Here is a 24,109-nt window from a genome sequence, read left to right as displayed (position 1 = left end):
CGTACTCCCCATGGCGAACACCTCATAGCGAAAAATTTGCTTTGAATAATTATATGACTGAAAGCAAGCCATTGTGATTTTATTCATCTTGCGGGATTTGTGTTTTTATTTATGTGTTCGTTAGCGCTGGTTTTACGATGTTTTTCTTTGAGGTATTTAAAGTGGAATATGCGTTTAAGAAAAATTTGTACTGATTAAATAATCAGTGCATAGTGTTGTTCAGGGCGAGTTGCGCCCTGTTGCTATACTGTAGTATCCCTCAGATAAAACCACGAACCCTGCTTTCAAAGAAGCGGGGTTTTTGGTTTTTAAGTCTTTGTTTTTATTGATTATTTAATTTTTCTCAGCGCGTGTGACGGGCTGAATTCAGATATTGTTTTCTTGCTGCGCTTGCGTACTTTAATTTAATAAGAAAAATTTGCACTGATTAAATAATCAGTATATAGTGTTGTTCAGGGCGAGCTGCGTCCTGTTGCCATACTGTTGTATCCCTCAGATAAAAAACCACGAACCCCGCTTTGTAAAAAGTGGGGTTTTTGGTTTTGAGCTGCAGGATTTTTTCTTAAGCTTCTGAGTTGTGTTTTCAGGGGATTTTCCTGTTGGTGCCGAGTTTAAGAAAAATTTGCACTGATTATATAATCAGTATATAGTTCTACTCAGGGCGATTTGCGTCCTGAAGAATTTGAAATCCTTAGATTTGATCTGGCCCCGCTACTGTAAAGCAGCGGGGTTTTTTGTTTTCTGCGCGTTGTTCACGATTGCAGAAAATTGACAGAATCGCGCCGCACGACATGCTTGTGCTGGCGCTCAGGCTTTTACCTGTTTGTGATTGCAAGCGTATCACCCTATCACATAGTGCTGACCATACTGAACGCGAAGCAGCAGACAGGTAAATCTTTTTGGGCGTTGATGGGAATCATGGGAATGTGCGCCTGCAAGTGCAGTCCTTGCAGATGCGCTGCCCATGATTCCCGGACGGGCCAATGCTGATAACCCTGGAGCAGGACAAGCCGCAAGGCATCCTGAAAATATATGAGTGAAAGCAAAATTGTGAAGGCTGCATCCGAGATGGCGGCCAAGCCTGTTGCCAAGACACGCGGACGGCCGAAGAAAGCGGTAAGTCAATCGACGTTGACGGTCAGGGATGCGATTGCCAAAGCAGGTGAAGAACTGGGCGGTGCCTTGCGTTTGGCGCAATGGGCGCGGGAGGACCCGACCAATGAAAAAGCCTTCTGGACGGTTTTGTATCTGAAGATTTTGCCTTTGCAAGTTAATGGGGCAGGAGAAAACGGCGAGCATCTGATTAGTGATATCGCCATCAAACTGGTCAAGCCCAATGCAGATTGAATGCGAGTTTCCTGAAAAACTGGAATTCTTGTTCCAGCCAGCGCGTTACAAGGTGGCGCGTGGTGGGCGCGGCAGTGGCAAGTCCTGGGGTTTTGCCCGTGCCTTATTGTTGCTGGGTGTACAGAATGTGGAGCGGATTTTATGTGCACGTGAATTGCAGAAATCGATCAAGCAATCTGTGCATCAGTTGTTACGTGACCAGATTGCCGCTTTGGGACTAAGTCATTTCTATCAGGTGTATGAATCAGAAATTCGCGGCATGAATGGCACGCGCATTTATTTCAGCGGTTTGTCTGATCAGACTGCTGACAGCATCAAGTCTTTTGAAGGTTGCACCAAGGTGTGGATAGAAGAAGGCCAGAGTGTGTCAGATAGATCATGGAGTATTTTGATACCGACGATACGCACGGCAGGCTCAGAAATCTGGGTGACTTATAACCCGGAGCTGGAAACTGATCCTACCCATCAGCGTTTTGTTGCAAGGCCACCGCATGATTGTGTCTCGATTTTGATGAACTGGCGGGATAACCCGTGGTTCCCTGAGGTGCTGGAAAGAGAAAGACAAACCTGCATGCAGCGTGAACCTGAAGCTTATAAAAATATCTGGGATGGTGAATGCAAACCGGCAGTGAGTGGGGCGATTTATTACCACGAAGTTGCTGGCGCGCAGGGCAGGATTTGTCATGTACCGTATGACCCCATGCTGAAAGTGCATGTGGTGGTTGATTTGGGCTGGAATGATGCAATGGCGATCAGCCTGGTGCAAAGACAAAGTTCGGAATTGCGGGTGATTGAATATCTGGAAGACAGCCATCAGACGCTGGATTATTACTCTGCTTTGTTGAAGCAAAAGAACATGAATTGGGGAAAATTATTTTTACCTCATGATGGTCGCAACAAGGACTTCAAGACTGGCAAGAGCGCAGAAGAAATCATGACGGCCCTGGGTTGGGATGTGGCAATCACGCCGAGTATGAGTGTCGAAAATGGTATACGCCTGACGCGTATGACATTTGGACGCTTGTGGTTTGATGCGGACAAAACTGCACGCCTGATTGAATGCGTAAAGCGTTATCGCCGCGTGATTAACCAAAGCACGAATGAAGCTGGTGCACCCTTGCATGATGAGTTCAGCCATGGTGCAGACAACCTGCGCTATATCTGCATCAATGCAGAGGCGATGTCGAATGAAGAATGGGGCGGCAAACTGACTTACCCTAAATTTACTTATGCATAGAGGATGGAATGGCTAAAGCTTTATCTCAAGACGAATTGAAAGCACTGGTGCAGACAGAAATGCGCCAGAGCCTGGGTTATTCATCTTCGCGTTTGTCGCAAGCCAGGCAAAAGGCTGAATATTATTATCTGGGCCTGGCGGTTGGTGATTTGTCACCGCCAGAAGTGGATGGTCGCTCGTCGGTAGTATCTACCGATGTGCGTGACACGATAGAGTCTATGCTGCCGCAATTGATGGTGACGTTTTGCGGTGGTGATTCGATTGTCGAGTTCGAACCGCAAAACCCGGACGATGAAGCCAGAGCCAAGGCTGCGACTGAGTATATCAATTACCTGTTCTTTAAAAAGAACAATGGTCACAAGATAGCTTATGTGTGGATGAAAGACGCTTTGCTGCAAAAAAATGGCATCGTCAAGGTGTGGTGGGATACTCGCTTTGAGGAGGCGAAAGAAGAATACAAAGGTCTGAATCAGATAGAGTTGGCACAAATTCTGGATGACCCTGAAATTGAGGTGATAGCCCAGCAGACTTATCCGGATGAGGATGATGCCAAACAGCGTCAACAGGCGGTTGAACAGATCAACCAGCAAATCAGTCAGCAAATGCAGCAGGCGATGCAGACACCTCAAGCTCCTCAAGCACCACAGGGAAGTGTTCAGCATCCCGGCCAGCCGCCTGGCCCGCAGAATATGCCACCAGCAAATCCGCAAGCTAATCCAGCGGTGCAACAGTTGCAAGCGCAGTTGCAGCAAATCCAGTCACAGCCACCTGAAATGTTGTACGACATTACATGCAAGCGCGTGAAGACTGGCGGCAAGATACAGATCGACAATGTACCACCTGAAGAATTTCTGATTGCGCGCAATGCCAAGGATATACAGACGGCCAAGTTTGTCGGGCACAGAGTGCAGCGGACAGTATCTGAGCTGAAATCCATGGGTTACAAGAACGTAGACAATATCAGTGGTGAAGATCAGGGGCAGGCCTTGAATCTGGAGCGTATTGAGCGACTGAGCTGGAATGATGAAAATGCCTATTTGTCTGATGAAGTGATGACTGCCGATGACAGCCAGCGCAAGATCTGGATCACGGAAGCTTATGTGCGTTGTGATTTTGACGGTGATGGCATCAGTGAATTGCGCAAGGTGACGGTAGCTGGCAATGAGCTGCTTGATAATGAAGAGGTGGATTTCATCCCCTTTGTTGATATCACGCCTGTGCCATTGCCGCATACTTTTTTTGGTTTGTCGATTGCCGATCTGGCGATGGAAAGCCAGAAGACCAAGACCAGCATCTTGCGCAGCCAGCTTGATAATCTTTACCTGAATGTAAATGGCCGCTATTACGCCGTGGAAGGTCAGGTTAATCTGGATGATTTGCTGACTTCACGCCCTGGTGGTGTGGTGCGTATCAAACAACCTGGTGCGGTAGGCAGGCTGGATCAGGCGCAGGGCAATACAGGTGAAGCCATGGGTTTGCTGGATTATATACAGCAAGATCTGGAAAACAAGACAGGCTGGACACGCTATAGCCAGGGCAATGACTCTGATGGTCTGAATCAGACTGCGCAGGGCATGAATATCATCACCAACAAGGCAGACATGCGTCTGGACTTGATCTCGCGCAATTTTGCTGAGGGCTTCACTGAATTGTTCAAGCTGGTGTTGAAACTGATATGCCAGCATCAGGATAAGAAAGCACAAGTCAGGTTATCAAATGGCTGGGTGGATATTGATCCGCGTGAGTGGCGTAACCAGTTTGACGTGAGTATCAATGTTGGCATAGGTTTGGGTAATAAAGACCAGAAAGTGAATCATCTGATGGCTTTGCTGGCGCAGCAGGAAAAGGTTTTCCCGTTGGGAATAGCGAATCCGCAAGGGATTTATCAATCCAACTCTGAACTGGCACGTCTGCTGGGCTTTAAGAATGGCGACAAGTTTTTTAGCGACCCGGCCAAAAATCCACCAGCGCCACCACCGCCGCCTGATCCTGCACAAATGCAGATGCAGGCTGAGCAGCAAAAGACGCAGATGCAAATGCAGGCGAGTAAAGAAAAGCACATGATGGACATGCAAATGCGCGAACGTGAATTGCAGCAGGAAGCCATGCTGCGTGAACGTGAACTGCAACTGGAAGCACAAAAGCAGCAGGCGCAGTCGCAAAATGATATGCAGGAACGTCAGCATAAAGCGCAACTGGATGCGCAGCTTGCCCAGCAACGCATGGAGTTTGAACGTTGGAAAGCGCAGCTGGAGGCGGAAACCAGGATGATGGTTGCCCGTATTGCGGCAGAGGCGAAGATGCAGCCACAAGCTCAACTGGATGCTTGTATGAACGGTTTAGCTGCAGGGGGGACCGATGGATTGACAGGAGTGAACGATGAGCACATTTGAACAACGCGTGCATGCTGCCAGCCGCGCCAGGGAAGTACTGGAGAATGAAGTCTATCAGCAGGCATTTGCTGATATAGAAAACGAGGTCACAGAAAAATGGAAAAACTCACCAGCACGCGACGCCGAGGGGCGGGAAAAACTCTGGATGTATCTGGCCATGCTGAAGAAACTCAAAAACCAGCTCGATACAACGCTGGAAACCGGCAAGCTGGCGCAACTGGAAGTGGAGCACAAGCAAGGTCTGATGCATCGTTTGAAGAATTGGTGACGGCGGTACAGGATTTCAAGGGCTGGAAGGATTCGGTTGCTATGGCCTTTCATCCGCATCCGACGGTGGCGATGATACAAACAGCCAAGGGCTGGGTCAGAGTGGAATGTGGTGAAGCTGCTTATCAGCTTAATAGTGGTGAAATAGTAAAAGTCTAGTGGTCGTCCGGCACACTGGATGGCCGCAGTAGCGGTTTCTCTGCTGGATAAATCTTAACGCCGCGAGGCGCCGGGAATGGGTGGAAGTCCCATTCATTGATTGGAGATGGAATATGGATAATCAGGTAACTGAACCCACAAGTAGTGCTTTGAATGTAGATGGTGCAGCGCAGGCCATGGGCGCTTTTCTTGAACCGCAGGCACATGAAAAAAGTGCCCAGGCTCTGGAGAGGGAAGTGCTGGATGATTTGAGTGGCCGGAGAGACAGGAATGATACTTTGTCTGCCGAACCCTCCGTTGAGGACGCAGAGCCGGACTTGTATGCCGGAGATGATGAGGCTGTCACCATTGTAGTAGATGGCAAGACCGTCAATTTGTCGAAGGCAGAACTGGCAGATGCCTATAAAAATGGCTTGCGTCAATCCGATTACACCAGAAAGACCATGGAAGTGGCTGAACAGCGCAAGGCTGCCGAAGCTCAAATTCATAGAGCCACCCAGGAGCGCCAGGAATATGCCAGCAATCTGCAAAAGATGGCGGCGCAAATCGAAGGCGCCTTGAACCAGCAACAGCAGATAGACTGGGAACATCTGCTGGACAATAACCCCGCTGAATATCTGAAACAGCAGCACCTCTATCAAAGGAGACAAGCTGCTTATCAGAAAAATATTCAGCAACAACAGCACCTGGTGCATATTGCCCAGGCAGAGCAGGCACACCATCTGGAGTCTGTGCTCCATACGCAGCAGGAAGAACTTCTTGCCAAGCTACCGGACTGGAAAGACAGCAGAAAGGCTGAGGCCGAAAGTAATGCCATTCGCCGATATTTACTGGAGCAAGGTTTTGAACATCAGCTGGTAGACAGCATTGCTGACCACAAGGCAGTTTTGCTGGGACGCAAAGCCATGCTGTACGACGCCATGATGTCCAAAGCCAATGCGGCAGCCAAACGTGTGACGAGCATCCCGCAAAAGGTAGTCAGACCGGGTGTGGGCGAATCACCCGGCGGTGATGGTCGTCAGGCTGCCATGCAGCGTCTTGCCAAATCTGGCAGAGTTGAAGACGCAGCATCCCTTTTTGCAAAATTTATTTAAGGTCGCGAGACCCCGGAGAAATCTATGACAGCACCAAGCAATACCTATGTAACGACCAGCGCAATCGGCAATAAGGAAGATCTCAGCGATATCATTTATCGCATTTCGCCCACTACTACGCCTTTGATGAACATGGCGGCCAAGGCCAAGGCCAGCAATACTTTGCATGAATGGCAAACGCAGGACCTGGCCAGCGCAGTCACTACCAATGCGCAAGCTGAGGGTGACAATGCTACGGCCAAGAGCGTGACGCCGACTGTGCGTTTGAGCAACCGCACCCAGATCGCATCAAAGACCGTCATCGTCTCTGGTACCCAGCAAGCGATGAACCCGGCAGGCCGTAAGGATGAACTGGCTTACCAGTTGTCCATGGCCTCGCTGGAATTGAAACGTGATATGGAGTCGGCCCTGTGTCAACTCGATGTTGCTGCAACTTCACCGCGCCAGGCACGTGGCCTGGTCGGTTGGGTGGTTGATAACGTCGATAATAATGCCGGTACTTTGGCATCTTATACCGGCAATACTGGCCGCACTGTCGGTACACCGCGCGCTTTTACTGAAGCACAGTTGAAGAACGTCTTGCAGAAATGCTATAGCGCTGGTGGTGAGCCCGATACCATCATGGTTGGCCCTGCGCAGAAACAGACTTTCTCTACATTTTCTGGTAATGCTACACGTTTCGATAAATCGGAAGATGCCAAGCTATATGCGGCGATTGACGTGTACGTATCCGACTTTGGTTCCTTGAAGGTAGTACCGAACCGCTTCCAGGCAGCACGTGATGTGTTTGTCTTGCAGGCCGACAAACTGGCATTGGCTTACCTGCGCCCGTTCAGCACTATCGAACTGGCGACGACCGGTGATGCAGTACAGCGCGAACTGGTGGTGGAATACACGCTGGAATGCCGCGCACCAAAGGCGCACGGTGCGATTTACGACGTCTTGTAATTCTTGACGTTCGAGTATGCCGTCATCGTTTTTTGATAGCGGCATAAAAAAGCTGGCGGGTGCAAGCCCCGCTTTTTTCAATTGAATTAAAACGCTGTGAAGCGCAGGAGGTTTTATGAATGGTGGATATATCACCGTTTCGAGTCAGACCACCGGAGTGGCAATCGCTACTTCGGGTACGTCTGCATCTGCAACTATTCCAACAATGTCCAGTGGTGAATTGCCGCGTTTTATCCGTGTCGCTGCGACCGCGCCCGCTTGCGTGCGCCTTGGCAAATCATCAGCGACCGCCTTGAGCACGGATTTGCAAGTACAGCCGGGTGATGCAGTCATCCTGAGTGTGAATGGCAATGACAGGATCGCTGCAATACAGGTGGCTACTGCAGGAGTTGTGCAGGTTTCTCCGCTGGAGAACATGTAATGACAGTCACGACCAATATCCATGTCGAAGGTGGTGATGTCACGTTTGAGCGCGTACAGGATTGCACGGCCATTGCTGAACATACCCAGGCTTTGCATAAAGAAGGAAAGCATGGTTCGAGTGACATGCGACATGCGGCATCTTTCCCCATGGTGATCGTGGAAAAATATCTGAATGACAAAGGCATCAGTTTCCAGGAATTCATGGCGGAAGCGGTGCATGTAAAGAGCATGCTGGCAGACCCGGCATTATCTGCCTTTCGTGTATGGGGAGGCCGGGTATGAGCGCCATCACTGATTATGCAAGTTTGCAAAACGCAGTAAGTAGCTGGTTACATCGTACTGATCTGATGCCGTTTATTGCTGACTTCATTGCTTTAGCAGAAGCCAAAATGTCGTCAGACATCGTGGCTCGGCCCATGGATATACGCAGCAATTTACAGACAATAGCTGGTAATGCCTATGTGAACTTGCCGCTTGATATGTTGGAAATGAGACGGCTGATCTTGCGTAGCGACCCGGTAACAGTATTGCGTTATGCCTCACCAGATCAACTCAGTGCTGATCACGCAAGTGCTGCGACTGGCAAACCAGTGGCATTTTCTGTCATTGGTCAGCAACTGCAACTGGCTCCCATACCAGACGCAGCTTATCAACTTGAATTGACTTATCAGCAGCGCATACCGGCGCTAACAACTATCAATACGACGAACTGGTTGCTGACTGCTTTTCCCAACGTGTACCTGTACGCAGCTTTATGTGCAGCCCAGCCGTTCATTATGAACGATGCGCGCATTCCTACTTTTGAAAAACTGTATCTGCAAAGTGTGGATGCCATCAATTCCATAGACTGGTATTCAGGTTCAACCATGCAAGTGAGGGCTAAATAATGGCATTGGAAACTGCAAACTATATCAATGATCTGACGATCACAAATCCAACGGCATCTGACCCTAAGTCTCAGGGAGATGATCATATCCGTATGCTGAAAACGGTATTGAAGGAATGCTTTGCCGGTTTTACTGGTGCGGTGATTATTACCGCTGCAGAAACCGGCACCGCTGCGGCGCATGTCTTGAATCCTGCTACTGCCTTGCTGACTTATACGACAGGGCTGTTGCTGTTGTACCGGCCAGTCAATGCGGGTACAGGTGCTTTGACAGTGAATGTTTCTGGTCTCGGCGCGAAACCGGTCAAGACTTTGCTGGGTGCGGATCCTACGGCGGGTGACATTGTCGCCAACCAGCCATTACTGTTGATGTATGACGGTACAAATTTCGTCATTGTTGCTGGATCGGAGACTTTGCTGAGGACTGGGAATCAGACTTTGACGGGGAACTTGACTTTGACCGGTAATCAAACCGTAAGTGGTTCTTTGGACGTGGGCGGAGCATTGACTGGTACAAGTATGAATGCCAAAGCGAATAAAACTGGTGAAAGTTACGCCGGTACACACGACTTTTCAGCTGCAGTGCTTAACGTCGCAACACCAGTTTCTGCAACTCACGCAGTGAGCAAAGTGTACGCAGATGGATTGGTGTTTTCTGCAGTTTTACCTGGACAGAGTGTTGCGACAACGGGTCAGACTATTTTGAGTGATGGCAGTACTGCTTTTTGGGGGGATGCAGGCTCGGTAGGTAGTGATCTGTATTTATACAATAATTTTTAAGGAAATCGTATGACAGCGAATCAAAAACCTATATTTCCACTGACACCAAAATTTCCTGCGACGATGCCACCCGTAATCACCGCAGCTAACACTGCCAAGGATGGCACTGGTACGGTGACACAAATTTCTGCGCCTGCGGGTGTCAATGGTGCATTTGTTGAAAGCGTAGAGGCGCTTCCTATTGGTACGAATACAGCGTCAGTTCTACGAATCTTTTTGAACAATGGTTCTACGACGACCACGGCTACAAATAACATACTTTGGGAGGAGGTGAATTTACCAGCTACGACTTTAACTGAAATCGCAGCTCAAACGAAGGTTGTGATTCCTGTTAATCGTGCTATTCCAGCAGGACATATATTGTATGCCACGATCGGGACAGCAGTAGCTGCGGGCTGGCGTGCACGCGTGCACACGGGGGATTACTAATTATGACTGGATTTACGGGCTTTGTTGGGACTGCGCCACGCGGGGCGGGTTTTCAGGTGTTTAAAACATCGGGAAATTTTCAAGTGCCAGTGGCTAACTATTATTTGGTTGATGTGTTCGGTGCTGGTGGCAGCGGGGCGAGTGTCGCGACGTATGCTTCAGGAGGCGGTGGTGGTGCAAGGCATAGGAGCATGATCCCGGCACAATTGATGAAACCTGGGATAGTCTTGCCCGTGGTAGTAGGTGCAGGTGGTGCTAGTGTTGCGGGAGGCGCTGGCGCTGGAAATACGGGAGGGAAATCTGCTTTTGGTTTGGCAGGTTTCGGATTTTTAGTAGAAGCATACGGTGGGGGCGGTGGCGGAGTTAATTTTGGCGGAGGTGGTGGTGGTATTTCTGGCGCAGGAGCTAATAATGGATTAGGCGGTTTGCCAAATACACGTTCGTCAAACAGTTCAATTGCCAATCTGAATTGGAATGCATTCAGTGATTTTGGTGGGGCAAGCTCAGATCCAGCAGGATCTGGCGGAAATGCAGTGTGGGGAGGTGGATCTGGTTCATCAGTAAATATGGGATTTCCCTCGGGAGCCAGTCTGTTTGCGGGTGGCGGCGGTGGGAGTGGATGGGCGCAAAATAGAGGCGGTAAATCTGGAACATATTCAGGGCAAGTGGCAGCAAATACAGTGGATGGAGTCCTTCACGGATTGATGGGAGGGGGCGGTTCGGGTGGAAGCTCTGCTACTGGTACTGGCCTCAATGCATATGACGGTGGTTTTCCCTCCGGTGGTGGCGGTGGTACTGATTCAGGCACATCTGGCAGAGGTGGTGATGGTTTAGTAGTTATTTATTGGTGGTGAATATGAAAAGCGCAGAAATTGAAGATGGTGTCGTAGTGAATATCGTTTTAGGTAAGGTGCCAGGATATATTCCTTGTGATGATACTGTATCCATAGGTGACTACTGGGATGGTCAGGTTTTTACTAAACCGAAAGACTGAGGTTTATCATGACACAAAATAATGCTATTGAAATTGGTGGTAATCCCACTAAACCTGCTAATCAGCTAAGCAGAAACAAATCAGCTGACTGGTATACACCATTTGGACGAATCGGTGACCAGGCTGGCATGGATTACTGGGACAATGAAATTGCCAGTAAAGGACCTGACGTCGCATATCGCAACTTCCTTACGGCCACTGCGCAGAATATGGCAAGTGGTAAGGGGGTTGGTGCTGATAGTGTCTCAGATCAGAAATTCACTAATAAATCAGCTGATTGGTACACGCCATTTGGACGGATTGGGGATCAGGCGGGGATTGATTATTGGAATAACGAAATAAAAAACAAAGGTTACGATGTTTCTCATAATGCATTCCTGGTCGCTGCTGCACAAAATCTCACGAATGGTAAAGGCGTGGGATCTGCAAATATTGAAACTCAGACACCTTTAAAACCGGATCCGATTCAGGTACCATCTTTAAAGGCAACACCGGAACCTGTTTACAACACAACGTCTATGGACAGGTCTTCCAGTTTTGACAATGGAGGAAGTAATGATTACTTGTCTCAGCTGAAAAACAAATATGGTCGTTACGTCACTGGTGACGTTAATCCATTTTTTAATTTGAATAGCTCGGCGGCATTCGTCAGCAGTCTCATGAATGGTGCTGGAGCTGGGGCCAATTTCAGTGATGCGCAAAAAGCTGAAGTCAGATATGACTACCTCAAAGCCAGTCAGGAAGCAGGTTTGCAAGGTAAGGTCAATGATCAGGACGCACAATGGTTGAAACTGGCTGGTAAGAATGGCTATGGGTATACCCAGGACAGTGTCCTGGATACCGCAAACAGGAAAGTCTTTGGTGGCAATGCCAGCCAGGCAGATTTGGATGTGCTTAATTATTTTCAGCAAGGGCCTGATGCATGGAAGAAAGGTGCTGGCGTATTTGAAGGCCTGGCTGATAAATACGGCGCATCGCCGCAAATGCGGGCGTGGGCAAATGAGATGGGCTACACGCCACTACAGGCTTCGGGCATGTACTCAAATGATCCCTATCAGGACATGCAAAAGAGGATAGAGACTTATGGTAGTCTCAATTCTGCGCAGCAGTCGTACTTGCAAAAACAATTGCAAGGGCTGTCATCCACGCAGCGTCAACAAATGCAGCAATTTTTTCCACAACAACAAGGTGCGTCACCGCAGCAACAAACGCAGCAACAGAACCCTTATTTGCAGCCATTTCAGCAAGTCCCTGCATATAACCAGGCATTAAATACGAACTGGGCCAGCTCCAATCAGCCAAAAGGCAGCCAGTATTGGGGGCAGAATAGTGCTCAACAAGAAGCGATAAACACGCCAAATGGAAGTCAAAATTTTCCGGCGAAACAATCGAATGGGAATCAATTCCCAGCGCCTGGGCAACAATATAATAATTTTTCTCCATCCTGGGAGAATCCATATCAAAATCAATCTTCGTCATGGGGACAGGCAAATCAAAGTCAGCCATATAGCGGTGGCTTTCAAAATAATTTTCAGCAGCCCAGGGGATTGCTCAATCAGGGTTTTGGGCAGCAGCAACCTGTCAACAGTAATCAAAACCGCTATGGACTATTAAGCGCATATGGCTCTCGTTAAAATACAAAATGTCGGACAATTCGGAGTGAATAAAGATTTGTCTCAGCATGAAATCCCCGTTAATGCTTGGACAGATGCGCGTAATATTCGATTTCTTGATGGCTATGCCTACCAGTTTTATGGACATGGTGAAGTGTATAACTCCCCGCCTGTTGTGCCGCAATATGTGCTGCCAGTGACGATATCCGGCAACCGCTATTGGGTATATATGAGTGCCACAAAGTCTCATGCTGTTACATACTCTGGCGGTGTTGTCAACCATACAGACATCACACATGCAACGCCCAGAGCGGGGGTGGTTAACCAATGGACCCATGCCTTGCTGTCAGGTTTGCCAGTATTAAATGTAGGTGATACTTCAAAAGCACCTATGTCGTGGGATTTGAATTTGGTTAATAAATTTGTTGATTTACCTAACTGGCCAGCAAATACTTATTGTAAATCCTTACGAGCCTACAAGAATTTTTTGATCGCCATGAACCTGACTGTGGCTGGAACGAATAAGCCATTCCTGGTGAAATGGTCGCATCCGGCTGATCCAGGTGCTTTCCCGGCAAGCTGGGATGCTGCAGATGCAACTAAAGATGCAGGCGAAGTTGATCTGGCAGAAGCAAGCAGCCCTGTTGTCGATGGTTTATCTTTGCGCGATTCTTTTATCATTTATACAGAAAATTCTACCCATCGTATGGATTTTGTGGGTGGGCAGTCGATGTTCCGGTTTTCTAAAATACTGGGCATGTCCGGTATGCTCAACCGTAATTGCGCAGTTGAATTTGATGGCTGGCATTTTGTGGTGACGGGTTCTGATGTCATCGTTCATGATGGACAGACAGCGACCTCAGTGCTGGACAAACAGACGCGCAGATTTTTTTTTCAGAACATTGATGTCAATAATCGCAGCAATGTTTTTGTTTTCAAGAATCCATTCCTGAATGAAATTTATTTGGCGTATCCGTCTATAGGCTCTAACGTATGCGACAAGGCCATGGTTTACAACTTTGTCGACAAGACGGTTTCATTTCGTGATCTGCCTAATGTTAACCATGCAAATTACGGTGCAGTATCGAATGATCTTGGTGGTACCTGGGCACAGGATTCTGATTCCTGGGATTCTGATCTGACATTCTGGAGTGGTCCCGACTATACGCCGGATACTGCTCGAGTGGTTATGGCATCGAATGATCAGAAACTGTATATGCTGGATGCCTCTGCCTCATTCAATGGCAGCTTGCCAAGTGCTTTCCTGGAACGCCGGGGTTTATCTTTCGATACGCCAGAAAGTATTAAACTGGTCAAGGGCGTGCGCCCTCGTATCGTTGGCAATAATGGTGAGACTGTGATGGTCAGCGTAGGATATGCCAATACGCCCTATGATGAACCGGTATGGGTTACTGGCACTTACACTATAGGCTCGACTGTTGCAGTAGACTTGTTTGCCAGTGGTCGTTATATCGCACATCGCTATGCATCTGGCTCGGCATTTCAGTGGCGACTTGACTCGGTTGATCTTGATGTTGAAACAATGGGGGTATGGTGAGAATAAACAATTCAAATACGGTGGTTTATGCGCCATCGCAAGTACCAGACGACGCTGCAGAAATGCAGCGTTTTTTTTCGTCTGAATTGCAAAAAATAGCTACGGCTGTCACGGGCTTATCTCTGGGACACCTGGATAAGACTACAGTTGCGCCAACCAAGCCCAGAGACGGGGACATTCGCTACGCTGACGGCATCAATTGGAATCCAGGTTCCGGTACAGGTATTTATTACTACAAAGCCGCAGCATCTTCGTGGATATTTTTAGGTTAGGAAAAAGCATGAAAAAAGGAATACTTGGCAGCCACCATATGACTAGTGGCGGGCTTTTACAACGAGCACAAAACAAAGCAAATGCTTTGCGATTAGCCAATGCACTATTGAACGACCAAAGCGCAAGAACGGTGGCTGCTGTTATAGCTGATCTAAAGAGACATCACGTCCATGAAACAAAAAAAATAATCCAATCGCTTGAACAGATGGCAGGAAAGCCAGAAATGATCAAGCAATTTGCGGCTGCAATAATACAGAAATTTGGGTGACACATGAATACACTCATCGAGCAAGAAAATTTTTTCTCACTTAATACGCACAAGACCAAGTCAGAAATACGCGAATTAATTTTACGACTGCAAGATCAGATGCTTTCTGCAAGAGATACCGGTAATTTTACAGAGATGGATTTCCCTGTCCGTCACTTCTTCGCTCCAGGCTCATACGGGCGCGAAATGACATTGCCTGCTGGCGGCTTAATCATCGGGAAAATACATAAGCATGCGCATTTGAACATCATCTCAAAAGGACATGTTTCAGTGTTGACAGAAGATGGGCCTATTGAATTTCGTGGCCCCCACACCTTTGTTTCTTCTCCAGGTACCAAGCGTGTTGTGCTAGTGCATGAAGAAACAATCTGGACAACCATTCATGTTACTGACGAAACGGATCTTGAAAAAATTGAAGAGGAAGTTATCGCAAAAAATTTTGATGAAATTGATGCATTAGAAATGATTGCGAGCATAAAAGGAGAATTGACATGACATGGGGATATATCGGTGGTGCTGCAGTAAGCGTAATCGGTGGAGCGTTGCTCAAGGATGATCCGAAACCCTCGGGCCAAAGTGGCCAGGCGCAGCTGGATCCACGCATCGCCAACATACTCTTTGGCACAGGCAGAGTACTTAAGCCTGGTGCAACGCCAAGCGAAATAAATGAATCGGGTGTTCCAGTTTATGACGAAGGCGACTATATCAACGACAGTGGCTTGTTGGGGCGCTATCAGGGTCTGTTTGATAAAAAGCAAAATCAGGGACTAGCCAACTATGGCCAGGCTGCCGACAATTATCTTGGCACCAATTCTGCCTGGGATATGGGGGAAGCGAGGGATTCCGCCTTCAGATTGATGAAGAACGCCTATGATCCTGTCAGCATGCAGGCAGCACAAGGTGCTTATGCCACGCCTATGAATGCTGCCTTCAGCCAGATGCCACAAGCTTATCAGGCGGCGACTTCTGCCTTGGCACAAGCAGGTCCGGCTGCCATGATTAACGTTCCCGGGCAAAATAATCTTGGCCTGGGCCGGGCTTTTCAAGATGTGATTTATGGCGATCTCGGGAATAATCCCTATCTGGCTGGCGCTATCCAGAAAGGCTTGAATCAAAGTTCTTCACAATTCCAGAATTTGCAAAGCGATGCCATGCAACAGTTCAAGGAAGACATTCTGCCTTCTTTACGTGGCGATGCCATTATCAATGGCCAATATGGTGGATCACGCCAAGGCATCGCAGAAGGAAAGGCGGCAGATTCTCTTGCCCGCAATATGAGTCGTGCCTTGTCACAAGTCGGGCAAAACATGACAGACACTGCGGTTGCCGCGCAATCCGGACAATATAGCCAGGACAGGCAAAATCAGCTCAATGCAGCCATGGGGCTGTCAGGCCAGCAATACAATGTGGCGGGGCAGGATGCCGGTGCCAAGAATCAGGTCAATCTCAGCAATGCACAGATGGCTAACAATAATAATCAATTCAATGCAACGGCACAAAATAATGTGTTGTCGCAATTGTTTGGAGGGGCTTTGCAAACCAATTTGGCCAATGCAGGCTTCCTGCAGCAAGCCAATCAGAATAATTATCAGGGCATGCAAGCGACCAATATGGCAAACCTGGGTAATCGCCAGCAAGCCAATATGCAAAACGCAGCATGGCAGTTGGCGAATAACCAGCTTAATAGCCAAAACAAACTGAATGGCCTCAATGCGGTTACTTCACTGATCAATAATGCCTATGGAGTTGCCAATAATCAGAATGATTATGCATTGAATCAGGCTAGCAGGATCAACGGCCTCCTGTCTCCTTACATGGGCATCAGCGGCTCTTCAAGCTCGAATGGCGCATCCGCTAAGTATGGTCAGGGAGATGGTATGGGATCTAATCTTCTGGGTGGTTTTGTCAAAGGAATCGGCAACGTTTTCAGTGGCCAGGGTGCAGGCAAGGCTGGCAATAATAGCAGCAATCCTGTTTGGAGCAATTCTTCCGGCGATGCCGGGTCAAGCGACTATCCCATATGGGAATCAGGAGAAATCGTCTGAAATTTGATTGGCGTGAACACACGTCAACCTTGCTGAAAACTGGACTATGTTGTGGATATTTGCCTATCCAGTCCAGCTTCATTGTCACTATCCTGATTGAAGCCCACATATTTATAAGGACGCTATTCATGAATATTCCCAATAACGCCGAAACTGCTGCTAGTCAGGTGGTAGAGGCGATAGCCAACAATCCTAAAACTGCGTTGGCCGTGCCAGCGATCACGACCGCAATCGCACCCCTTACTTCGATTGCTGAAATACAGGGCTACCTGTCGATTGCTTCGATGCTGATAGGCATAGCCATTTCACTCATCCTGCTGCGCCAGCGCTGGGTCAGCCTGCAAACAGCAGAAATTGAAAGACAAGAAGCAGAACAACGTTGGAAAGAACATCAACATGAACAACTTTGATATTTGCATTACCCCGGTACTGAAAAACGAAGGTGGCACCAGTAATCATCCGCTCGATGCTGGCAAACTCACCAAGTTCGGCATTAGCCAGCGCAGTTATCCCAAGCTCGATATTGCAGCACTCACGGCAGAGCAAGCCAAAGCGCTTTACAAGCGCGACTTCTGGGACGCCAATCAGCTGGACCAATTCCCGTTGGTCGTTGCTTTTGAATTCTTTGATTGCGCAATTAATTGCGGCGCAGGTACGGCAGCAAGATTGCTGCAACGTGCAGCAGGTGTGGCTGAAGACGGTATTGTTGGCCCCATCACCCTGACAGCAGTTGGCAAATTCAATGCTGAAAAATTGGCCAAACGCATGCTGGCTCACCGCATGCAGTTCTACACCAAATTGTCCAACTGGCCCAGTTTTGGCGCAGGTTGGGTCAACCGGCTGGCAAACAATGTTTTATGGGAGACCGATCATGTTTGAAAAAATCAATGCAGTCATTAATCTTTTTCGCAAAGGCAGCGAGGTCAGCAATGTTGAGCTCTGGAAAAACGGCGGAATCTCAGTCGCCGCTCTGGCCGCAGCATTGGGTGCGCTGGCACAATTCGGTGACACATTTGGCATTCACTTGGCCATTACGCCAGAGCAGCTCAATGGTCTTGCTATTGGCGTCGTCAGTCTTGTTGGCGTCGTGCTCCCCGTCATTACCTCTAAAAGAGCCGGCCTATTGCCAGCAAAGGCAGGGCAACTCGCTCCAATTGAAGATCACAGCTTCATCGACGGCGTGCCAGCAATACCAAAACCTATGGCAACAGCCACGTTGCAACGCCAGCCTCACACCACAATTGTCGACAACGACAATTCGCTTGCCGGGCTCGACACCACATTCCGTGGTTGATTCGGCGCGCGACTACCTCAACTCAATCGACGGCATCACCCTGAAATATAAATGTCAATTTTAAAGGACAAACCATGCTACAAATCGCCGCAACCATATTGCAAGTCATTAGCTTTATTGCTGAACACAAAGAGCAAATCAAAAAACTGATACTGGACATAGAAAGCCTGATCCCTGCGACAGCAGGCAACAGTAAGGCTTTGATCATACGCAATTTCATCGCTACCAGCCTGAACGTGGAAGCACAAATTGAACAAGCCTGGCCTTTTGTCAGTGGCTTGTTTAATGATCTGGTCGCCACGACGAAACGAGCTGGCTAGGCAAAGTATTTGTAGAACTTGATGAAAAAGAGGCTGTCCTATCTTGGACAGCCTCTTTCTTACATAAAATTGCACTTTGCTGATAGCTAAGTCCAAAGACAGACATATTAATTTTATTTTGAAGAGGAACAACAATGGCAAATTTACAAAGAATTTTTGGAGTTGATGGACTGCCATATTTGGTCGATACATCAGACGAGAGAGCTAGTGACAGTTATTCACCATGGAGTATGGGCAATGATGACCTGGAATTACGATGAGAGCCACCGCCATTTTCTCGTGGCGCTAATATGGACTTCGGTTACGGTCAGGATATAGCAGGTTTGAGAGAAAATCCAGCGAGTCGCTCTAGGTTTATAGGAGCGATATCCGATTCGAGTGACTTGGCGAAATCAGATTTTCTGCGCTCCGAAAAAAATGCTTATCCCACTAGGGGCTCTGATAGGGGCTTTCCAATCAGAGAAGCAGGTGATGTTGCTGCATTGTTTAAAAAAGATTATGGATACACGCCCAGCGCTAATGAAATGAATCAATATGTCAACCTGAATCGATTACCGATTCCTCCTGAGCTTGAACAGGAAAATTTCGATGAGGACCGGATTCGTTTGTCAATGCGCGAGGCTGCAACAAATACTTCACTCTCATCTCCTGCAACTTCACAAACACAAGAAAATTCTGGCAACCTGGTTTTGAGCGGCCCAACGTGGGTAAGTCGATTTCCAACAAGCAGTTCGTTAGATGATCTTCATCCTCAATTTAGGTCAAATATGAATAGATTTGCTGATGCAATACGTGCCGGAGGCGGCGACATAAATGTAGATGCTACTTACCGACCGTCTGAGCGGGCTTATCTCATGCATTACGCACATAAGATTGCGAGTGGTCAGATTAATCCAGAGGATGTTCCGCCAATGGCAGGCGTACCTGTTCAATGGGTGCATCCAGTCGCAAGTGATTCTGTCAATGCAGCAAGACAAATGAAACAAGCTTATGGTATTGTTTATCCACCTGCACTCGCTTCACGACACACTGCTCGAGGAGCGGTAGACATGAGGGTTACTGGTTTGCTTGGACGCACCGTTACTGATGCAAATGGTAATTCCGTCCGAATAGATAAGGAAAGTGATCTTTATCCCGTGGGGGCAAGTTATGGCGTGCGAAAGTTAGTATCCGATAAACCACACTGGTCAGATAATGGAAATTAAAAATACACTCATGCTATCAATGGGATTATTACTATCCCAGTCAATAAACGCGGCGACAGCTCTTGATGGAATTGTAAAAATATTCCCTGATAAGCCTCCTATGTTATTTACTGCTGGAGTTTTATCTGGAGCAGATGAAATTCAGGCTGAATTTGCTGGGAAAGATGGCAAGGCGCAATGCTGCACAAAAGCAATAATTGAAAAAGAAATTCAATTAGAACCTGACGATGTTGTTACCGATGAGATGAGCAATCGGAAGATACATGCGTATCGCTTGAAATTCAGTAATTCCGTATCCTATCCAGATCCTTTTATTGGTCTTGCTGTTATTGGGAAAAATGTGAATGTTCAAGTCAAAGGTACGCAATATCAAATCACTGATAAAAAAGTGGTTTCGACCTTGTCAACTTGTTATAGCTTAGAGGGAATGCATTTGATCAGACGTGAGGGAAAGAAGAAACTCAGTCATTTGTATATTCCTCTGGGATATGATGTTGAGCCGAATTGTCCGAAAAAAATGTAGATCCAACGTAATTCAGAAATTTCTTTCCACCCAACTCCATGGAGCAAATAAAATTGGATAGAAGATTGCTGGCAATAATCCCGATCGTCAATGAGCTCAGATCTTTGAAGTCATATTTGTTAAGCCTTGGAGATGAAGATAAGTGGGGGCTAATTATTAAGTGGATAAATTCAGATTTGGAAATAATCGAACCTCTGTTAAACGATCATTTCTGGCCGCCAGTTTGGTGGCGATTTATGCACATAGATGCTGCTTTAAGTGGCACAGTCAACAATTTTCATAGACTTGACTGTGACGGAAGCTTTCAATTTTGGGAAGAATTTCGCCCAGGTTTTATCGACGGGAGTTTTCCCGTACGTGACGAGATCATGGCTTGGGTTGATAAAATCAAAGCAATGCGTCTAAAGTCCAAGTAGCATTTCAACTACTCATATGCAATTCTCAGGGGGCAGCGAATTTTTTCTCAGAGTAAACTACAATTGTCGTTTACTGATCAACGACGGGTTGCGGTGATAAGGTAATTATTTTTCACTTCTCTCTTCACCTTCATTCTTTTGAAATTACCAATCAAACCGCCATCACACATATGACAAAGTGATGGTGATCGTTGTTCTGTACTTAATGGTTTTTTGCGGGCTTTGACGTCTATGATAGAGAAGAGACGCTTGATCCAGAACTTAATCGCTATGATCCAAATAAATTAGAGGATTTGAAAGAACTTTTTGATAAATATTATTTTGGCGTTGGTGACGATCTCAGTAAGGAAATTAAGGTGCAGGCGTTCCAGGCGCTAGCGGGTGCTCTAAAAGACAGCGAATATGATTTTGCATCTTTGCTATGCAATCAGGCAGATTTCAATTCAATTTCTTTGCCTTCACATTGGAACATTGAAAACCCAAGACAATTTTTCAAAAATATTTACTGCATTGTAAAAGATAGATGGGAAAAAGATTTTTTTTGCTTCAAGATATTTCCCATTAGCTTTGACTGAATTCGATTGAAGTTAGTTTTGAAATGCTGCGGAAAGATATGTTGAGGGTGTTGAGGGCAAGTCGCATGAGGAAGAATTATTTTCAAGAAGGCGTTACAAGTGGATGGCTGAATTTGATCGAAATTTTGAAACTCTATATGCAAGCCATCAGCATTATTATTGAACACAAAGAGCAAATCAAAAAAACTGATACTGGACATAGAATGCCTCATCCCTGCGACACCAGGCAATAGTAAGGCTTTGATCATACGCAATTTCATCGCCACCAGCCTGAATGTGGAAGCACAAATTGAACAAGCCTGGCTTTTCGTCAGTGACTTGTTTACTGATTTGGTCGCCACAACCAAACGTCCGTACTAAATCGTAACAGTGATGTGAGTATTGAGATTGGCTTCTGTTTCACAGATTGTCGTCTTACATCATTTTCACCACGCAAGAAAGTCCTCCACGCCGCTTTTACGAACATATGTCGAATGGCAGGACGATGTGCGTCCACTCTGTCAGAGCATATCAACTACACCACCTGCGGGATGCAAGGGCATGCTGCAACCAATATCAAGAGGAAAATATGGCGTACAAACTTTACGAAGATGAATCTGACTTGTCTGATCTGTATAAAGATTTGAAGCTCGATGAAGACAGCAGTTACTTAAATGATCTGAATACACCCAGGGTTGACCCAAGAACGTTGCCGGGTTATGCGGAAGCACAGCGTGACTTTGGCTACAGCCTGCCTATCTCTGACAGCAGCAATTTATTTGCCCCCGTTGCCATGCCAGGCCGGGGCGCGATAGATGACGATGTTGATCTGGCCAAGTCCAACTTCTTGCGATCAGAAAAATCTGGATATGAAACCGGAGACTTTGACATACGAGACCTGAGCCGTACTGGCGACACCATGACAGCGCTTTTCAAAAAGAACTATGGTTATACACCAAGCGCCGGTGAGTTGATTCAGTATACCAATCTGAATGGTATGGGTAGCCCACATGAGTTGAGTGTGAATAGAGTAATAAATAGTCCAGGCTTGGATAGCTTGCATCAATCCGATGTGAGCCAAGCACAGTTAAATGCATTCTGGTCAAAAAATGCTGAGTTCAAAAAAAATCGGGATGTCAGAGACGCCATGCAGAGTGAGCAATTGCGCTTGATAAATCGAGGGCAATCTGCCAGTGCTGCAATAAAATCACAAGATATGGAACGTTTTTTCGCAGATCGCGCTGAAGATGACCGAAAAGAGTTACTTTATTTTAGTAACCAGGGGAAAGATGCTCCAGTAGCAATCCCATATAATGCGTTTCCAAGAGATAGTTTTCCTGTTCAGTATGCTCAATCATTTGGTGACCATTCAAAGTCACGTAGTACCTACCACAACTATGCAGAACTCTCACCGGCTAGTTGTGATGTTAGTGAAAAGTGGTGCAATATCCCAAATATATACAATGAAGGACTCTTGTACAATGGCGCACCAGGGCAAGAGGGTAGAGCGGAAACAGGGAAAGCTCAGCGATTGACCGGTGGAAATAATATTGTCCAGGCACTCGATCCTGAAAACCATGCGCTTGTTAATATCACCTTACCTGGACATGCCATGCGAGACGGAATCGTAACGCGTGCGCCGGTTCAAATAGGTAATAAAATCAGAATGTTAACGTGGGGTGTCGGGCAGAACGTTGAAATGCCAATTATACCTGGCATAACATTGTCATCTAAGGACATGGCTGATTTAAATACCACGGTTGGGAAACCAAATAATCTCTGGTATATTTTTAAGAACAATGACGAAAAAGCTTTCGAAAGGGCGAAGCAAGCATATGAATTCAAGAAAAAGTAAGGTGATCTGGCCTTTGGTTTGGTTCATCGGGACACCTATAGTTCTCGCGGTGATTATTTTCTTGTTTTTTTCAATGAGCCATCAGGTCGTTAAAGAAGAAAAGCCTGCGCTTCAATATAGTTTGACTCTGGATGAAAAGACTGGCTTAGATTTTGAAGAAGCGTTAAAAGAAAAATCAGCCTCTAAGTCCTTGCAGTATGAGAGAAATACTATCGTGACCCTCTTGAGGGATGACTCTTTGCAAGAGCAACTGCACTGTTTCTCGACTAAAAAGGGACAGTTCGATTGCTGGTTACAAAGCCCGCACAAACCGACTTGCGAAACTACAGCCAGCAACTTGCAAAATTTTCTTGTGAATATCGCCCAGGAGAAAAATATTAAGTTCATATGCAAGGTAGGAAGCTCAAGCGAAAGTAAGTCTTAAAACTTGTTTTCGATCTTCTGTGTAAAGGTGGATGGGCTTAGGGTGGAAAAGCTGCACCCCAAGTCATGCTGAAACTCGCGGATCATATGCAACTTCACGACCACCAGGGTTAACTAGGAAGCACAAATTGAATAAGCCTGGCCTCTCGTCAGTGGCTTGTTTAAGGATCTTGTAGCCACGACGAAGTTACCTGGCTAGACAAAGTATTTGCAAAGCATGTTGGAAAAGAGGCTGCCCTATCTTGGGCAGCCTCTTTTTTTTTCCATAAAAAATTAGCGCTCTGCTGATAGCTATATAAACCCAGGCAAGGGTCGCTACGGTAAACTCATTATAGAAGGAAAAAACAATGGCAAATTTTCAAAGAATTTTTGGAGATGATGGGCTTCCCTATCTCGTCGATACATCAGGCGAAGGAGCTAATGAAAGTTATTCTCCATGGAGCATGGACAGTGCTGATCTTGAATTAAGGTCAGAGCCCTCACCATTTGCCCGTGGCATAGATATAGATTTCGGTTATGGGCAAGACATTGCCCGCTTCAGAGAATCTCAGCCAAGTCACTCAGAACCTATAGGCGTGATATCTGATCCGGGTGAACTGGCGAAATCAGATTTTCTGCGAGCAGAAAAAGCTGACTATCTAAACGGTGATTTTGACCGTTACGATTTCGACGCTTCAGGCAATAAATTTGATCCGATAATTCAGCGTACTCAGAATCCTGCCTACCTGAAGAGAGCAGCACAATCTTTACGCAGCAGAGATGCATCAGGCATAAAAACTTATGAGACTAAAACACATTAACAGCA

General features: G+C 46.9%; 31 protein-coding genes. All 31 read left to right on the top strand.

The features are described 5' to 3' along the window. Window positions 1–1,032 precede the first annotated feature (1,032 nt). Window positions 1,033–1,347, top strand: coding sequence for a hypothetical protein (locus AC07OI_RS18010; RefSeq protein ID WP_495258140.1), 315 nt, complete (start codon window positions 1,033–1,035; stop codon window positions 1,345–1,347). After that, window positions 1,337–2,584, top strand: a complete 1,248-nt coding sequence (locus tag AC07OI_RS18005; protein ID WP_495258139.1) for a PBSX family phage terminase large subunit — start codon at window positions 1,337–1,339, stop codon at window positions 2,582–2,584. Before AC07OI_RS18010 ends, AC07OI_RS18005 begins: the two co-directional genes overlap by 11 nt. An 8-nt stretch (window positions 2,585–2,592) precedes the next feature. After that, window positions 2,593–4,977 carry a portal protein gene (locus AC07OI_RS18000; protein ID WP_495258138.1) on the top strand — a complete coding sequence of 795 codons (2,385 nt, stop codon included), beginning with the start codon at window positions 2,593–2,595 and terminating at the stop codon, window positions 4,975–4,977. Continuing rightward, window positions 4,964–5,245, top strand: coding sequence for a hypothetical protein (locus AC07OI_RS17995; protein ID WP_492707927.1), 282 nt, complete (start codon window positions 4,964–4,966; stop codon window positions 5,243–5,245). The genes AC07OI_RS18000 and AC07OI_RS17995 overlap by 14 nt, the downstream gene beginning before the upstream one ends. After that, the gene (locus AC07OI_RS17990; RefSeq protein WP_492707928.1) at window positions 5,242–5,403 is read left to right on the top strand and encodes a hypothetical protein; all 162 of its coding nucleotides are present in this window, start codon (window positions 5,242–5,244) and stop codon (window positions 5,401–5,403) included. The genes AC07OI_RS17995 and AC07OI_RS17990 overlap by 4 nt, the downstream gene beginning before the upstream one ends. 113 nt (window positions 5,404–5,516) lie before the next feature. Next, on the top strand, window positions 5,517–6,497 hold the full coding sequence (locus tag AC07OI_RS17985; RefSeq protein WP_492707930.1) for a hypothetical protein: 981 nt from the start codon (window positions 5,517–5,519) through the stop codon (window positions 6,495–6,497). 24 nt (window positions 6,498–6,521) lie between these two features. Then, window positions 6,522–7,445, top strand: coding sequence for a DUF5309 domain-containing protein (locus tag AC07OI_RS17980; protein WP_110256865.1), 924 nt, complete (start codon window positions 6,522–6,524; stop codon window positions 7,443–7,445). Between the two features lie 115 nt (window positions 7,446–7,560). Continuing rightward, on the top strand, window positions 7,561–7,866 hold the full coding sequence (locus tag AC07OI_RS17975) for a hypothetical protein (RefSeq protein ID WP_492707932.1): 306 nt from the start codon (window positions 7,561–7,563) through the stop codon (window positions 7,864–7,866). Further along, the gene (locus AC07OI_RS17970) at window positions 7,866–8,150 is read left to right on the top strand and encodes a hypothetical protein (RefSeq protein WP_492707934.1); all 285 of its coding nucleotides are present in this window, start codon (window positions 7,866–7,868) and stop codon (window positions 8,148–8,150) included. Before AC07OI_RS17975 ends, AC07OI_RS17970 begins: the two co-directional genes overlap by 1 nt. Then, window positions 8,147–8,755 (top strand): phage adaptor protein, encoded by a 609-nt coding sequence (locus AC07OI_RS17965; protein WP_495258137.1) that lies wholly within the window; start codon window positions 8,147–8,149, stop codon window positions 8,753–8,755. The genes AC07OI_RS17970 and AC07OI_RS17965 overlap by 4 nt, the downstream gene beginning before the upstream one ends. After that, window positions 8,755–9,534, top strand: coding sequence for a hypothetical protein (locus AC07OI_RS17960; protein ID WP_495258136.1), 780 nt, complete (start codon window positions 8,755–8,757; stop codon window positions 9,532–9,534). Before AC07OI_RS17965 ends, AC07OI_RS17960 begins: the two co-directional genes overlap by 1 nt. 9 nt (window positions 9,535–9,543) lie before the next feature. Next, a complete protein-coding gene (locus AC07OI_RS17955; RefSeq protein ID WP_495258135.1) occupies window positions 9,544–9,963 on the top strand; it encodes a hypothetical protein in 420 nt (139 codons plus the stop codon). Between the two features lie 2 nt (window positions 9,964–9,965). After that, complete coding sequence (locus AC07OI_RS17950) at window positions 9,966–10,817, top strand: hypothetical protein (protein ID WP_495258134.1); 852 nt, start codon at window positions 9,966–9,968, stop codon at window positions 10,815–10,817. A gap of 2 nt (window positions 10,818–10,819) precedes the next feature. Beyond that, complete coding sequence (locus tag AC07OI_RS17945; protein WP_495258133.1) at window positions 10,820–10,957, top strand: hypothetical protein; 138 nt, start codon at window positions 10,820–10,822, stop codon at window positions 10,955–10,957. An 8-nt stretch (window positions 10,958–10,965) separates the two neighbouring features. After that, window positions 10,966–12,591, top strand: a complete 1,626-nt coding sequence (locus AC07OI_RS17940) for a hypothetical protein (protein WP_495258132.1) — start codon at window positions 10,966–10,968, stop codon at window positions 12,589–12,591. After that, entirely contained in the window at window positions 12,578–14,128 is a 1,551-nt protein-coding gene (locus tag AC07OI_RS17935; RefSeq protein WP_495258131.1) for a hypothetical protein, read from the top strand. Before AC07OI_RS17940 ends, AC07OI_RS17935 begins: the two co-directional genes overlap by 14 nt. After that, a complete protein-coding gene (locus AC07OI_RS17930; RefSeq protein ID WP_495258130.1) occupies window positions 14,122–14,400 on the top strand; it encodes a hypothetical protein in 279 nt (92 codons plus the stop codon). The genes AC07OI_RS17935 and AC07OI_RS17930 overlap by 7 nt, the downstream gene beginning before the upstream one ends. An 8-nt stretch (window positions 14,401–14,408) precedes the next feature. Next, the gene (locus AC07OI_RS17925; RefSeq protein ID WP_495258129.1) at window positions 14,409–14,669 is read left to right on the top strand and encodes a hypothetical protein; all 261 of its coding nucleotides are present in this window, start codon (window positions 14,409–14,411) and stop codon (window positions 14,667–14,669) included. Between the two features lie 3 nt (window positions 14,670–14,672). Beyond that, window positions 14,673–15,164 (top strand): hypothetical protein, encoded by a 492-nt coding sequence (locus AC07OI_RS17920; protein ID WP_495258128.1) that lies wholly within the window; start codon window positions 14,673–14,675, stop codon window positions 15,162–15,164. After that, window positions 15,161–16,714: a hypothetical protein gene (locus AC07OI_RS17915; protein WP_495258127.1), complete on the top strand. Its 1,554-nt coding sequence runs from the start codon at window positions 15,161–15,163 to the stop codon at window positions 16,712–16,714. The genes AC07OI_RS17920 and AC07OI_RS17915 overlap by 4 nt, the downstream gene beginning before the upstream one ends. Before the next feature lie 128 nt (window positions 16,715–16,842). Then, window positions 16,843–17,124 carry a hypothetical protein gene (locus AC07OI_RS17910; RefSeq protein ID WP_492707953.1) on the top strand — a complete coding sequence of 94 codons (282 nt, stop codon included), beginning with the start codon at window positions 16,843–16,845 and terminating at the stop codon, window positions 17,122–17,124. Further along, window positions 17,111–17,593: a glycoside hydrolase family 108 protein gene (locus AC07OI_RS17905; protein ID WP_495258126.1), complete on the top strand. Its 483-nt coding sequence runs from the start codon at window positions 17,111–17,113 to the stop codon at window positions 17,591–17,593. The genes AC07OI_RS17910 and AC07OI_RS17905 overlap by 14 nt, the downstream gene beginning before the upstream one ends. Beyond that, complete coding sequence (locus AC07OI_RS17900) at window positions 17,586–18,008, top strand: hypothetical protein (protein WP_495258125.1); 423 nt, start codon at window positions 17,586–17,588, stop codon at window positions 18,006–18,008. The genes AC07OI_RS17905 and AC07OI_RS17900 overlap by 8 nt, the downstream gene beginning before the upstream one ends. A 74-nt stretch (window positions 18,009–18,082) precedes the next feature. Continuing rightward, complete coding sequence (locus AC07OI_RS17895; RefSeq protein ID WP_495258124.1) at window positions 18,083–18,328, top strand: hypothetical protein; 246 nt, start codon at window positions 18,083–18,085, stop codon at window positions 18,326–18,328. 290 nt (window positions 18,329–18,618) lie between these two features. Next, the gene (locus AC07OI_RS17890) at window positions 18,619–19,533 is read left to right on the top strand and encodes a hypothetical protein (protein ID WP_495258123.1); all 915 of its coding nucleotides are present in this window, start codon (window positions 18,619–18,621) and stop codon (window positions 19,531–19,533) included. After that, entirely contained in the window at window positions 19,523–20,056 is a 534-nt protein-coding gene (locus AC07OI_RS17885; RefSeq protein WP_495258122.1) for a hypothetical protein, read from the top strand. Before AC07OI_RS17890 ends, AC07OI_RS17885 begins: the two co-directional genes overlap by 11 nt. Before the next feature lie 709 nt (window positions 20,057–20,765). Then, window positions 20,766–21,047 carry a hypothetical protein gene (locus AC07OI_RS17880; protein ID WP_495258121.1) on the top strand — a complete coding sequence of 94 codons (282 nt, stop codon included), beginning with the start codon at window positions 20,766–20,768 and terminating at the stop codon, window positions 21,045–21,047. A gap of 159 nt (window positions 21,048–21,206) precedes the next feature. Further along, window positions 21,207–21,407 carry a hypothetical protein gene (locus AC07OI_RS17875; RefSeq protein WP_492707971.1) on the top strand — a complete coding sequence of 67 codons (201 nt, stop codon included), beginning with the start codon at window positions 21,207–21,209 and terminating at the stop codon, window positions 21,405–21,407. Between the two features lie 208 nt (window positions 21,408–21,615). Further along, the gene (locus AC07OI_RS17870) at window positions 21,616–22,881 is read left to right on the top strand and encodes a hypothetical protein (RefSeq protein WP_492707973.1); all 1,266 of its coding nucleotides are present in this window, start codon (window positions 21,616–21,618) and stop codon (window positions 22,879–22,881) included. Continuing rightward, a complete protein-coding gene (locus tag AC07OI_RS17865) occupies window positions 22,862–23,305 on the top strand; it encodes a hypothetical protein (RefSeq protein WP_492707975.1) in 444 nt (147 codons plus the stop codon). The genes AC07OI_RS17870 and AC07OI_RS17865 overlap by 20 nt, the downstream gene beginning before the upstream one ends. 346 nt (window positions 23,306–23,651) lie before the next feature. Beyond that, window positions 23,652–24,104, top strand: a complete 453-nt coding sequence (locus AC07OI_RS17860; protein WP_495258120.1) for a hypothetical protein — start codon at window positions 23,652–23,654, stop codon at window positions 24,102–24,104. The last annotated feature ends 5 nt before the right edge of the window (window positions 24,105–24,109 follow it).

Source organism: Undibacterium sp. GW821-FHT07F11 (assembly GCF_059418665.1).
Note: the sequence above shows the minus strand (reverse complement) of the source record. Positions and strands in the feature narration are given on the sequence as shown.